The organism is Pyrococcus horikoshii OT3 (genome assembly GCF_000011105.1).
GTDB lineage: Archaea > Methanobacteriota_B > Thermococci > Thermococcales > Thermococcaceae > Pyrococcus > Pyrococcus horikoshii.
Window position 1 is genome coordinate 966,780 of the sequence record NC_000961.1, and the last position, 13,640, is coordinate 980,419.

The following is a 13,640-nucleotide window of genomic DNA, read 5'->3' on the forward strand; positions in this document are numbered from 1 at the left end:
CTCTTACTACTCTTGTCTCACATAGAATTCCTCTATTGCTCTGTAACAAATATCCTTGACGTTCAACTCAATTAATTCAAGCTTTTTCTCTTTAAATCTGCTATTATCGCTGAAATTATAGTAGTGGAACTGTGGTTTAACCCTTATGTAAAGACCTTCATGAGAGACAGAAACGGAGGTCTTAGCTATTATTACTTTACTCCTTGGGTTATATCTGGTCCTCACATAAATATCACCAAAAATTTCCTCTTTCTCTTTAATACGTTCCTTTAAATGTTCAATTATATCCTCGAGGTTTTCTATTGGAAGGATATTCATGAACAGCCTTAAGAAGCCCTTCCTGTCAAATCTGAAAAACACATTTTCACAAAAATGCTCCTGATTTTCAATGCAATATTCTCTAAGCCTCTCGAGTTCTTTAAGTACCATCCCAGAAAGTGCTCCGGGCTCATAGAAGTAGAACACCTTATCCTCCCGTATTAGCCTGTCGATATCATTGACAACCTTTCCCCTGTTTAATTTTTTCTCCACCTCTCTCATAGCTTTCTTTATTTTGTCATCCCAAGCTCTCAAGAAAAACGTTGTAACAACCATAAACGTCCATTTGTCAAATTCTTCCTCTGATAGCTCTCCAAACCTCTCTGTTAAAGCACTCCTAAATTCCTCATTTGACTTGAGAACTTGCATATAATATTCGATTGGATCCTTTAGTTCATTTCTTTGAGTTAACAGCATATATGACACCCATTTTGAGTTCAACCTCTTCATGAGTGTTTTTATGTGATCAATTAACCTTTGAGTAGTTAGCTTCTCCTCTAGATTTATCAGAATGTAACTTACATCAACACCCTCCCAATAAAGGTTCCGAACGGCTTCGCTTAAGTCCTCATACTCCTTGGTCTTGGGAGTCATCGTGATGACGAATACCTTTGTGTCCATAGGACTCGATATCCGGATTAATCTTCCAAGCCTCTGGTAAAACCTTAGCGCACTCTTTGGAACATCGGTCATTATAAGAACACCTGCCTCGGGAATATCAACTCCTTCCTCACCGACAAGCGTTGAGATTATTATATCAATATCTCCTCTTTTAGCCCTTAAGATCAGGTTTTTCCTTTCCTCTTTTGAAAGGTCACTAGTCAAAACTTCAACCTTATATGAGGGAATTCCGAGTTTCCTAACTACTGCATCTTTGAATTCGTACGCCGCTATCTTTCGAGAAGTAAAGACAATGATCGGCTTTAATTTTGGATTAAGCTCAGGATTATATATTGTTAGAACGTCAACTAACGTGCGGGCTTTATGGGAGTAGTCTTTATCCCTGCAGAATTCAATGATTTCGTAAGTTTGGGGAGATTCTCCTATTCCTCCTTTTTCTACTACCCTAAAGAAGCTTTCGCAGAGTGCTTTCTTCCCATATCTTGAGAAAGTCCTTTCAAGGAAGTGAATAATACTAGGATCTGCTTCTAGAGCTCCAAGGTACAGAAGATTGTATATTTCGATTTCCTTCTCATTTAGCTCAGAATCGAAGATATCAACCAACGCTTTAGGTGGATTGAACTTAGGATCGAGGTCACTCAATTTACGGAAATCGTAATGGAGTAGTTTTAGCTCTCCGACGGTTTCGCTTATTTTACTTAAACTTGCGTCGTATACCTTTTCGCTTGGTAGTAAAGCAGTAAAACCAATTACAATCTTTGGTTTAAGTTTAGAAATCAACTCATTGTAATAAGTCCCCGTGATTGCGTGGTGAACTTCATCGATGATTACACCATCAAACTTATTTTTTAGATTAGAAATACACTTTAAGGCCGTTTGTGGAGTTGAGATGATAACTGGATATCCAGCTAAAAAGCTCCAACAGTTCCCTTCATATTCTTTTCCAACGTTCATCAGCTCTCGCCAATTGGGGTGCATCTGATCGCACAAGAATCGAGTTGGTTCTAAAACTAGTATCCTCTCATATCCCTTGCTAAGCAAATATTCCGCTATTAGCATCTCAAGAATCGTCTTTCCGCTTCCGGTTGGCATGGAAACCGTAATAAATCTATCCCTTGATTCTAAGAGCTCTATTATATCCCTTGCGACCTTCTCTTGGTACTTATAAAGGGTAAATCCAAAACGTTGTTTAAGTTTCCTATTAAACTCTGCGGTAGCATTCATATTATTTCCCAAAATGTATACTTGTTTAAATGTTAAATCCTTTTAGGAAGAGAAAAAGAGAAGAGGTATCACTCAACCTTCTCAATTCCTATCTTTGCCTGAACCTCTGGCCACTCCACAACGTAGCCCTTGGCTTCTTCAAAGCGAACCTCGATAGCTCTAGTCTCGCGCATTATATAATCTAGGTTCTCTTGCAAGAGCTCGCGGTTGTCATCGGTTGTCTCTATTGTGACAACAATTCTATCATTGACGTCGAGGTCAAGCCTCTTTCTCATCTCTTGAATTCTCCTGACGAACTCTCTAGCTAACCCTTCAGCTAGCAGTTCCCTTGTAAGGGTCTTGTCGACGTAGACCCTTCCTCCCTCGAAGTCCTCTGCAACGAGGAAGTCTGGTAACTTCTCTTCCACTATTATATGCTCCCTCGTTAAGTGGAACTTCTTACCCTCGATCTCAACATCAACCTCTCCCTTCTCGTAGAGCTCGAGCCCGTGTTCGTTGATCCACTTGGCCACTAGCCTTGAATCTCCCTTGAATTCTGGACCAACCTTGGCAAAGTTCGGCTTAACGGTAAGTTCTCTCTCAACCTTTCCAATGACAACTTCCTTAGCGTTGAGCTGATCCCTAAGTATGTAGTTCAACCTCTCCACGGCTTTCTTTACTGTTTCATCCTGGGTTTCAATTATTATCTTCCTAACGGGATATCTAAGCTTTATCCTAGCCTTCTGCCTTGCAGCTGAACCTGCCTCAACGATTCTCCTTATGAATTCCATCTCTTTTTCGAGGTCTTCATCTACTGCACTCTCATCTACCTTTGGCCAGTCGAGCATGTGGACGCTCTCAATGCCGATGAATGGTCTCATTAGATTCTGGTAGATCTCCTCGGTTATATAGGGAGTGAAGGGGGCCATGAGTCTTAGCAGAACATCGAAGACCTTCCAGAGGGTGTAATATGCAGCCAACTTATCTGGATCATCACCCTCGACCCAAAGTCTCTTCCTTATCAACCTCACGTACCACCTGCTCAAGTCCTCAACCACAAAGTTATACAATGCCCTAGTGGCTTTCGTTAGGTAGAACGTCTCTATTCCGTTCTCTACTTCCCTTATCAAGCTATTAACCCTACTCAGTATCCACTTATCCTCTTCTCTGAATGCCAGCTCTTCTACCTTAACATTCCTTGGGTCAAAGTTATCTAGGCTCATGTAAGTTGCTGAAAGCACATAGACATTCCAAAGTATGTTGAGCATCCTCCTTACCTGCTCAACTCCTTTCCAGCTGAACTTAAGATTCTCCCAGGGGTTGGTTGCCCAGAGCATGTAGAACCTAAATGTATCCCTTCCGGCCTTTTCAACAACTTCCTCTGGCCTTATTATGTTTCCAAGGCTCTTGCTCATCTTGTCTCCTTTCTCATCAAGAACGTAACCGTGCATCGCCACCCTTCTATAGGGAACTGTGTCAAAGGCTATGACCGAAGCGGCTTGCTGCGAATAGAACCACTTCGTAACCTGATCTTCTCCTTCAACTATGAAGTCAGCGGGCCAGAGCTTTTCAAAGAGCTCCTTATTCCTGGGGTATCCCAGGGAAGCCCAGCTCGCTATTCCGCTGTCGAACCATACATCAACCACATCCTTTACCCTTCTCATCTCCTTGCCGTTAACCTTTATTATGAAAGCGTCAACGTAAGGCCTATGCAAGTCCTCTGGGCCGAGCTTCTCCTCTATAACCTTGAGCTTCTCCTCATAGCTTTCCGGTAAGTCGATCCTTTCACCGTTAACCTCTATCGCAACAGCAAGCTCAACCAACTCCCTCCAGGAGCCAACCACGTATATTTCCCCATCCTCACTCTGCCATATTGGAAGTGGAATCCCCCAGTAACGTTGCCTGCTTATCACCCAGTCTCCGCTGTCCCTAACTCCGTTGTCGAACCTTATCTTAACCCAGTCCGGATACCACGTCACTTTTTCGTCGTTCTCCTTGATTATCCTATCTTTAACCTTGCTAACCTTGAGGAACCACTGATCCGTAGCCCTGAAGATTAATGGTGTCTTACAGCGCCAGCAGTGCGGATATTTGTGCTCTATTTCTCCAGCTTTAACGAGGTAACCTTTTTCCTTGAGGTGCTCTATTATCTGAGGATCTGCTTCCTTAACGTAGATTCCCTTCCACTTCCCCTCTACGTATCTTCCTTGGTCATCAACGGGACTGTAAATCGGCAAACCATACTTCTTCCCAACCTCAAAGTCCTCTTCACCGTGCCCAGGAGCTGTGTGAACAAGCCCAGTACCCTCTTCCAACGTTACGAAATCCGCTAGTATTATCCTATGGGCCCACTCGTACTTCTCTCTGAATTCTTTCTGCCTTGGATACTCATCCATTAGAACATGGATGTATCTAAGGCCTTCAAGCTCTCTACCCTTGAATTCCTCAATCACTTCACCTTTGACACCTATTTCTCCAAGAACCTTATCCACTAAGGCTTTAGCCAATATCCAGTACTCCTCCTTACCATTGAACTCAACCTTCACCTTTACGTAATCATACTCTGGATGAGCGGAAACGGCCAAGTTAGCTGGGAGAGTCCATGGGGTTGTAGTCCAGATTAGTAAGTACTCATTTTCCTTCCCCTCGATTGGGAACTTTACGTAGATGCTTGGATCCTTCCTCAGCTTGTACTCTCCCCTTACCTCGTGCTCAGCTAAGGCCGTCTCACATCTAGGACACCAGTGAAGGACGCGCTTATCCTTCTCCAATAATCCCTTTTCCCAGGCCTTCTTCAACGTGAACCATGCCGATTCAATGTACTCATTCTTTATGGTCATGTAAGGATCATCCCAGTCCATCCAGATACCCAGCATTTTGAACTGCTCTGTCATTATCTTGAGGTTGTTTAAAGCGAATTCCTTACACTTCTTTATGAAGTTCTCAACCCCTATCTTCTCCTCGATCTCCTTCTTTGTCTTTAATCCTAGGGCTTGTTCAACCTTAACCTCTATAGGAAGTCCATGCATGTCAAAACCAGGCTGCCTCCAGACATTGTAACCCTGCATTGTTCTGAACCTTATTATCATGTCCTTGATTATCTTGTTCCAAGCAGTTCCCAAGTGAATTGCACCGCTTACGTATGGTGGTCCATCCAAGAAGTAGTACTTGGGCCCGTTCTTTCTTAACTCCTTAATCTTCTGATAGATATTGTTCTCCTTCCAGAATTCCTCTATTTTTTCCTCAAGCTTCCCCGGAGTGTAGTCTCTAAACTCTGGCTCCTTTATCATCTCAGAACCCTCCTGGGAGTTATAGTAAAGAATAACCTAGAATAGTCCACTACAAGTTTAAGCAACATTTGAGCTGGAGATAAATAAATCCCCCCTCATCGATATCGCCTAAGCTTCACTCATCCTACTTTATAAGGTTTTCCATTCAGTCAAGGTTACCTTTACAAGAGGATCGCTCAATATGTATTTACCCTCAACCTCATTGATCCATCCCATCTTCTTAAGGTTATTGAGAAGTTCATAAAGCCTTGGCTCAGGAGTTGGAATACCCTTAACTGCTAGATAGTCACGGATAAGGCTCCATCTATTGTAGCCTAACGCTATTCCCCTTAAAATTTCAAGATAGCGACGACTTCTCTTTTCAAGCTCTCTGAGTTCTCCAAGTATTAGCCCCTTCGCAACCTCAAAAGTTCTCTTCATGGCTTTTTCATAGTCTTTCTCTCTCATGTACTCCACTCCAAAGAGAACGAGCCACCCCGGTATTCCGTCCAGCATTTCAATTGCTTTTTCTATGATCTCATCCTCAACGTTTAGGTTAACTTCCCTAAACCCTGCCTTTAAAAATTCCTTGGATAAGTGTAAATCAAATGGCTCCACGTAGACTTCTCCTGCAACTCTCCCATACAGAGGGCTTTCATAATCGTTTATCCCCAGGAAATCGTGAAGAAGTCCGACTTCAGATCCTGTGAGCACTATTTTGAGGTTCTCTAGATTGTCATATGCATAAGCAAAAAGAGCTAGCAAATCTTTTCCTCCCCTAGAGCCATAAAATCTTAAGTACTGAGCCTCATCGAAGGCTAAAACAAACTTTCCCATCTTCTTTCCAATTTCATTGAGACTCTCAAATATATCCATAAGGGAAACTTCTTTAGGCTCAATTTTCAGGAACTTAAGATCAAGTGATACCTTAAATCTTGAGAGTAATTTTTGGACAATATTACCCCTCTCTTGAAGCTTTCTTATTAGGTCAATTCTTGTGATATGCCCCCTTTCCCCATAGAGCTCTCTGCAGTCTATCAAAATTCCTGGGTTTTCAGATAGATAAGCTTTTAAAAGAGAGCTTTTACCCACTCTTCTAATCCCCAGGAGAAGAGTCATGGGATAATCTTCGATGCTTTTCTCAAGTTTTTTGAATTCTTTTTCTCTGTCAAAGATGTCCTCTCTTCTCTCTTTAGGTCTTAGGTCAAAAAGCACTTATGCCACCGTAAGTAACTTACGGGGGCGTAAGTTATATACCTATCGGTTCAGGGCATTAATTTTGGACTCAAGTCTTTTTAACTTCTCCTTAAACCTCCTCATCTGGTCATTCGCTATCTCAACTATCTTATTCAGATACTCTTCTCCAACGAATATTTCCCCATTTTCTCCCAGGAGAACATCCATTCTCTCCGTGGATCTAATCTCAACGATTAGCTTTTTGTTACTTATGCTCTTTATGTTAGAATACTTAAATCCGCAGGAAACGGCCAAGTTTACAAGCTTTACTGCATCTTCCAGGGTTTTAGCCCCTACGTGGAGGATGGGACTTCTCACAAGAAACCACAGCTGTCCACTCCTATGCTTTTTAATGGCCTCTAAAACTTCATAGAGAGAAACTTCTCTATGCCACTTCCCAAGCCATTTGGCGTTTACCTTATCTCCAAAGTGGGGCATCTCCATTACGGAGATTCTTCCAGAACATGAGGAAGTAGTGAAGTAGTTTTCTATAGAATTAATTTTCTTTAAGAGAGGGATTATGTCCTCGTCAACCTCTCCCTTTCTTAGGGCAATTTCGAGGCTCATTAGAGCCTCCTTTTTAGCCCTTTCGAAGTTCTCAGTGAACCGCATGTATAAGAGCATTCAGGTGGAGCTTTTAAAGGTAACTTAAGCTGTTGAATATTATTCGTTGTGGGATGAGGAGTAGGGAGGGTTACAGTTTCTTCAATTTCAATGTATATCTTTTTAATTTTATACTAGCTTATTGGAACGGCCGATGGGAATGTTTGTGTTTCAGCATGTGAAGTCTTTTATAGTCTTATTGGAACTTAGGATCTTCCCTTTTTAGCACCTTCAATATACACATTTCAATTCTTTTATAATCTTATTGGAACAGGGGGGCTTTTTTCGCTCTAATTCTCTTATACAGAGTAATTGCATCACTCGAATTTATAAGGCTTGTGGAGGGTTAAACTTACCGAGGAACCCACTTTATAAATAAATCAACTTCTCCTGGGACTTTAAATTAACAAAACTACCAGGAACTCCTTGGAAAGAAACTTATTGTTTTTCATATCTTATCTCATGAACAGGCTCTATCAACTTAGCCAAGAAAAGTACTAACTTTTTACAAAAATTAAATAAAAACTCTCAAACCTTTTCCAAAAATATATCCTCCTCAATATTTTATTTAAAAATTTCAAAAATTTTCGTAACAATTTAATAACAAAACTTTAACATAAGGAAAATACTAATTTTAAGTAACTAAGTCAAACTCTAATCCCTCTAAAACCTCTATTCTAAAAATTAAGCCTAGACAAAGCCAAAAATCCAAAAATAATCCCAAATATCTTGCACCGAAAAATTTTTGAATAATTACTATCAAAAGCTAATAAGTGGTTAGAAATGTTAAGAAAAATTACTATACTAATATTGATTCTAATATTCTCAGTTGCTTTAGTTGATCATATAAGGAATGCCAACGAGAATGAAAATATTAATCTTCTTTCGAAAATTCCGGAAGATGTGAATGAAACGGGGCTTATTGGAGGGTATGGAAATGTTAAAGTGGCAAAAGCTACTCAGGGATATATAATATACATAAATAACTCTAAATTTTTCCTTAACGCTTCAAAGGCTTATTTCTTCCCCTGGGGGTTTGTAGTAATTGAAAAAACCTATGAAAATTTGACAATTCCAGTTTACATCTACACAAGAACAACTACAACGACCTACAGAAGAATAGAAGGCTCAAATGATACAATCAAAGGCGTAGAAGTAGCTATCAAGGAAGGAGTTGAGAACGTAACTGAAGTTGTCGAGGTAACAAAGATTAAAGCGTACAGCTACAACGGGAGTCTCTTGTGGGAGCATAAACCTCAACCACCGTATAAGTGGGGAGCTATTTTGCATTACCCTCGAGTACTTTTCTCCAACAATAGCGAAGTGTTCTTTATAGCTGAAATCCCCCAAGGAATTAGAGGAAACTCCCCTGATCTCCCACCACTCCTAAGGAATGTTACTCAAAACTGCTTGTATGTCTACGGAGAAAGAGGATTAATCCAAAAGTTCGTTTTCTCCAATCTATATAGGGCAACAGACGTGTTTCTCATCTCAGCACGAAATTACACGGCCTTTGGTATAGAAATTCCCTACGGAGACAATACCCCTCACTATGCCGAAGTGTTAATTTTCCAAGGTTCCAAGGTTATCTTTAGAAAGAGCTTCGTGAGAAGTAATCCCTCCGTCCTTATGGACTTACTTACAGGAAAGGCCAAAGTTCTCCCCAATGGGTACGTGGAGTTTGGAGTTTTCGACGGAGTGGGAGTTTATCACAATGGCACCTTTAAGTATATCCCAAGAAACTGAAACTTTTCTCCCACATCTTTTTAAATCAAAACTCAAACAACAATTCAGTTCTTCCCCGTGCCCAAGTGGCTCGGGGAGATGAGGGAGGAGAGAACATGATAAAAATCTACACTCTCGGGGGTTACGAGGAAGTCGGAAAGAACATGACTGCCGTTGAATACGAGGGAGAGGTAGTGATAATAGACATGGGGATAAGGCTAGACAGGGTTTTGATTCACGAAGACGTTGAGTTCCAGAAGATGAGCTCAAAGGATCTAAGGAAGCTTGGAGCAATACCCGATGACAGACCAATCAGGGATAAGAAGGTTGTCGCTATAGCCCTGTCTCACGGACACTTGGATCACATAGGGGCCGTGGGGAAGCTGGCCCCTCACTATCCAGATGTCCCAATATATGGAACCCCTTACACGATTAGGTTGGCGAAGAGCGAAATAAAGGGAGAGGAGTACTTTGAGGTTACGAACCCACTCTACGAGACAAATTATGGGGAGATAGTGCAAGTAAGCGAGAATCTAGCCATAGAATTTGTCCAGGTAACCCACTCAATTCCCCACTCTTCAATAGTCGTGATTCATACCCCAGAGGGAGCCGTCGTTTATGCTTGCGACTACAAATTTGACAACAATCATCCTTACGGTGAGAAACCCGACTACAAGAGGTTAAAGGAGCTTGGAAAAGAGGGTGTGAAGGTTCTAATAGCAGAATCAACGAGAGTTGCCGAGGAAACGAAAACCCCAAGTGAGGCCGTTGCAAAGATGCTTCTTGAGGACTTCTTCTTATATGAAGGAATGGAGGCCGATGGGCTTATAGCGACGACATTTGCAAGTCATATAGCAAGGCTTCAAGAGCTGATAGAGATTGCAAATAAGATGGGAAGGCAAGCTATATTCATAGGAAGATCTCTAGCGAAGTACACCGGGATAGCAAAGCAGTTGGGCTTGATAAAGATGAAAGGGTCTAGAGTTTTAAGAAGCCCGAATGCAGTAAGTAAAGTCCTAAAAGAGGTTTCTCAAGCGAGGGAAAATTATCTTCTCATAGTAACCGGGCATCAAGGAGAGCCTGGAGCAATCCTAACTAGAATGGCCAATGGAGAGCTTTACGATATAGGTCCCAGGGATACCGTTGTCTTCTCAGCGGGAGTCATACCAAATCCCCTAAACATAGCCCAGAGGTATGCCCTGGAGACAAAGCTTAAGATGAGGGGCGTGAGGATGATAAAGGATTTACATGTAAGTGGGCACGCAAGTAAGGAGGATCACAGGTACCTAATCAGAATGCTCAACCCTGAGTATATAGTTCCAGCACACGGTGAATTTAGAATGCTAACTCACTACGCTGAACTCGCGGAGGAGGAAGGTTATAGAATTGGGAAGGATGTGTTCATATCCAGGAATGGACACATTGTCGAGATAATTTAAAAAGGGTAAAGCTCATAAGGGGCTTAATTTTTTCTTTTCCTGGTTGGAGGTGTAAGTATGGAGAAATATGAAGAACTATTTGCAAGAATAAAAGAGAAGGCTAAACTCATCGATGAGAAGATCTTCGAGCTCATCCCGGAAAAGGATCCCAGAGTCCTCTATGAGGCCGCAAGACACTATCCTTTAGCAGGTGGAAAGAGGGTTAGACCCTTCGTTGTTCTAACGTCAACTGAAGCTGTTGGCGGGGATCCTCTAAGGGCCATCTATCCAGCGGTGGCCATTGAGCTAATTCATAATTACTCCCTGGTTCACGATGATATAATGGATATGGATGAAACCAGAAGGGGAAAGCCAACTGTGCATAGAATTTGGGGTGTAAACATGGCTATTTTAGCAGGAGATCTGCTCTTCAGTAAAGCCTTTGAAGCTGTGGCAAGGGCGGAAATTCCTCCAGAAAAGAAAGCTAGAGTATTAGAAGTTATTGTAAAGGCGTCAAATGAGCTCTGTGAAGGCCAAGCTAGAGATCTAGAGTTCGAAAAGAAGAGCACGGTAACTATAGAAGAATACATGGAAATGATAAGCGGAAAGACGGGGGCATTATTTGAAGCTTCAGCAAAAGTCGGAGGCATAATCGGAACGGACAACGAGGAGTATATAAAAGCCCTTTCAAGTTGGGGGAGAAACGTTGGAATTGCATTCCAAATTTGGGATGATGTTCTTGACCTTATTGCCGATGAGAAAAAGCTCGGAAAGCCTGTGGGTAGTGACATCAGAAAGGGGAAGAAAACCCTGATAGTTGCCCACTTCTTTGAGAACGCAGATGAAAAGGATAAGCAGAGGTTCCTAAAGATTTTCGGAAAGTATGCTGGTGATGTTAAGGGGAGGGGAATTATTGAGGAAGACATCAAGTCCGATGTTATGGAAGCTATCGATCTACTTAAGAAGTATGGGAGCATAGATTATGCAGCGGAAATTGCTAAGGATATGATTAAAAAGGCAAACGAAGCCCTAAGAATCCTTCCGAAAAGTAAGGCCAGAATGGATCTAGAGTTGCTTGCTAAATTCATTGTAGAAAGAGAATACTAACCTCCAACCCCTTTTCTATTCTTCAAATCCCCATAAATTTAAATCTTCGATTGGTATCAACCTCAATTTTACCCCAGGAGTGTTCTCCTGTAAGCCCGAGGATTATAAGATGTATGAAAGTTTTAGAGCTTGAAAAGTTATAAAGTAGTAAAAATCTGCACACCCGCTCTCTAATTCATCCCATAAATTTACAGTCAAATTACCACCCTCTTATTCCCATAAACCTTTTTAACCCTAAAATCTCTTAGATACACGATTCTTATGAAGTTTGGTATAGTTGCGAGGAGGGATAAAGAGGAAGCCCTAAAGCTAGCATACAGGGTATATGATTTCCTTAAAGTTCACGGATACGAGGTAGTTGTAGATAAAGAGACCTATGAGCATTTTCCGCATTTCAAAGAGGGAGATGTAATCCCACTAGACGAATTTGATGTAGACTTTATAGTAGCAATAGGTGGGGATGGGACGATCCTCAGGATAGAGCATATGACTAAAAAGGATATACCGATTCTAAGCATAAATATGGGGACTCTAGGGTTTCTCACGGAAGTTGAACCATCAGATACGTTCTTTGCATTAAATAGGTTAATAGAAGGAGAATATTACATCGACGAGAGAATTAAGGTTAGAACCTATATCGATGGGGAAAATAGGGTTCCAGATGCACTGAATGAAGTTGCGATACTCACGGGAATCCCAGGAAAGATAATTCACATGAAGTATTATGTAGACGGAGGATTGGCCGATGAAGTAAGGGCCGATGGATTGGTTGTCTCAACTCCCACAGGTTCCACGGGGTATGCAATGTCTGCTGGAGGGCCATTTATAGACCCCAGGTTGGATGTAATTCTAATAGCCCCTCTCCTCCCCCTGCCCAAAACCTCTGTTCCAATGGTTATTCCAGGGAGTTCAAGGATAGATATAAGAATGCTGACCGATAGAGAAATAATTCTTGCTATAGATGGGCAATATTACGAGCACTTACCTCCAAACGTTGAGATAACGGTGGTAAAAAGCCCAAGAAAGACGAAATTCATAAGGTTCACAAGGGAGATTTATCCAAAATATACTATCAGGATAAAGGAAAGACACTAGCGGAGGTTTGGGAATTTTAGAGTTGCCTTTATTATATCGGTGAAAACTCCGCTAGCGGTAACTCTTCCTCCTCCCCCTGGGCCCTTAAGTATAACTTCCCCTAAATTGTTCGTCCTTATAACAGCTGCATTTTGCACTCCTTCAACGAGCAACGGATTATCACTTGAAAGTTTCCTCGGCTTTACGCTTATCTTTCCCTTAGATACCTGAGCTACGAGTCTAACATTCCTGGCATCTCTAACCTCCCTAATTCCTAACCTCTCTTCCTCTTCTGGAGGTTCCCCATAGGAAACCCAGTGAAGGATCTTCGCCTTGTAATAAGCGTCTATTCCATCTATGTCCTTTGAGGGATCCTCTTCTAGAATACCTAGGCTCTTGGCTTCCTCTATGGCATCATCAAGCGTTTTTCCTTCACTCATCTTAGTAAGAATGAAGGTGGTACTAGCATTTACAACAGCGTCAATTCTCTTAATATTCTCTCCAAGCAGATTTTCCCTTAATACACCTATTATCGGCGTTCCGGCCATTACCGTTGATTCAAAGAATATTCCTGCATTATTTTCCTTGGCTAAATTCATTAGTTCGTCATAATAATTAGCTATGGGCGGCTTATTGCTTGTCACGACGCTTATCCCCTCACCAAGAGCAACTTTGTACATTTCATGAGCTTCATCCCAGCTACTGACATCAACTAGAATGTTTGGTTTAACTTCCTCGACTAGCTCCTGAGGGGAAAAGTTGTAAACTTCATAATCCCCGATGTTGCTCAGCTTTCCCGTGGATTCCTTAACTTCCTTAGCTTCCAAAAGGTCAAAATCACCCCATATAGTCCCGCTTCTGTCGGTTATTGAGATGACGTTCAGTTCAACCCCAAAAATTCTACTTTTTTCAGCTATAATTTCAGCTAGAGCTCTACCAACGGTTCCAAATCCGAAAATTGAGATGTTAACTTTCATGACGAAAGGTAAGCGGAGAAAGGTTTAAAAAGCTTATGAAAGAACTTAGAAACTTTATTAACCTCAAACCTTAAGTTTAATTTATGGAG

At 41.5% G+C, this 13,640-nt stretch carries 9 protein-coding genes; 4 read left to right on the top strand and 5 right to left on the bottom strand.

Features of this window, described 5'->3' with window-relative positions; all coding sequences use genetic code 11:
• Nucleotides 1-6: 6 nt before the first annotated feature.
• The 4 genes from PH_RS05005 to PH_RS05020 all read right to left on the bottom strand — a co-directional run bounded on the left by PH_RS05005 (nucleotide 7) and on the right by PH_RS05020 (nucleotide 7,271).
• Entirely contained in the window at nucleotides 7-2,163 is a 2,157-nt protein-coding gene (locus PH_RS05005) for a DEAD/DEAH box helicase (protein ID WP_010885153.1), read from the bottom strand.
• A gap of 68 nt (nucleotides 2,164-2,231) precedes the next feature.
• Nucleotides 2,232-5,432 (bottom strand): isoleucine--tRNA ligase, encoded by a 3,201-nt coding sequence (gene ileS / locus PH_RS05010; protein ID WP_010885154.1) that lies wholly within the window; start codon nucleotides 5,430-5,432, stop codon nucleotides 2,232-2,234.
• A 129-nt stretch (nucleotides 5,433-5,561) separates the two neighbouring features.
• Nucleotides 5,562-6,626 (bottom strand): AAA family ATPase, encoded by a 1,065-nt coding sequence (locus tag PH_RS05015; RefSeq protein WP_010885155.1) that lies wholly within the window; start codon nucleotides 6,624-6,626, stop codon nucleotides 5,562-5,564.
• A gap of 42 nt (nucleotides 6,627-6,668) precedes the next feature.
• Nucleotides 6,669-7,271: a tRNA(Phe) 7-((3-amino-3-carboxypropyl)-4-demethylwyosine(37)-N(4))-methyltransferase Taw3 gene (locus PH_RS05020; RefSeq protein WP_010885156.1), complete on the bottom strand. Its 603-nt coding sequence runs from the start codon at nucleotides 7,269-7,271 to the stop codon at nucleotides 6,669-6,671.
• A 762-nt stretch (nucleotides 7,272-8,033) separates the two neighbouring features.
• Between PH_RS05020 and PH_RS05025 the strand changes: the two genes are divergently transcribed.
• The 4 genes from PH_RS05025 (at nucleotide 8,034) to PH_RS05040 (ending at nucleotide 12,595) form a co-directional block, all read left to right on the top strand.
• Entirely contained in the window at nucleotides 8,034-8,996 is a 963-nt protein-coding gene (locus PH_RS05025) for a hypothetical protein (RefSeq protein ID WP_010885157.1), read from the top strand.
• A 95-nt stretch (nucleotides 8,997-9,091) separates the two neighbouring features.
• Nucleotides 9,092-10,414 carry an RNase J family beta-CASP ribonuclease gene (locus tag PH_RS05030; protein ID WP_048053295.1) on the top strand — a complete coding sequence of 441 codons (1,323 nt, stop codon included), beginning with the start codon at nucleotides 9,092-9,094 and terminating at the stop codon, nucleotides 10,412-10,414.
• A gap of 57 nt (nucleotides 10,415-10,471) precedes the next feature.
• Nucleotides 10,472-11,500, top strand: coding sequence for a polyprenyl synthetase family protein (locus PH_RS05035; RefSeq protein ID WP_010885159.1), 1,029 nt, complete (start codon nucleotides 10,472-10,474; stop codon nucleotides 11,498-11,500).
• 261 nt (nucleotides 11,501-11,761) lie between these two features.
• The gene (locus PH_RS05040; RefSeq protein WP_010885160.1) at nucleotides 11,762-12,595 is read left to right on the top strand and encodes an NAD(+) kinase; all 834 of its coding nucleotides are present in this window, start codon (nucleotides 11,762-11,764) and stop codon (nucleotides 12,593-12,595) included.
• Here PH_RS05040 and PH_RS05045 read toward each other — a convergent pair.
• Nucleotides 12,592-13,551: a homoserine dehydrogenase gene (locus PH_RS05045; RefSeq protein WP_010885161.1), complete on the bottom strand. Its 960-nt coding sequence runs from the start codon at nucleotides 13,549-13,551 to the stop codon at nucleotides 12,592-12,594. The two genes, PH_RS05040 and PH_RS05045, sit on opposite strands and share 4 nt — an antisense overlap.
• Nucleotides 13,552-13,640 lie beyond the last annotated feature (89 nt).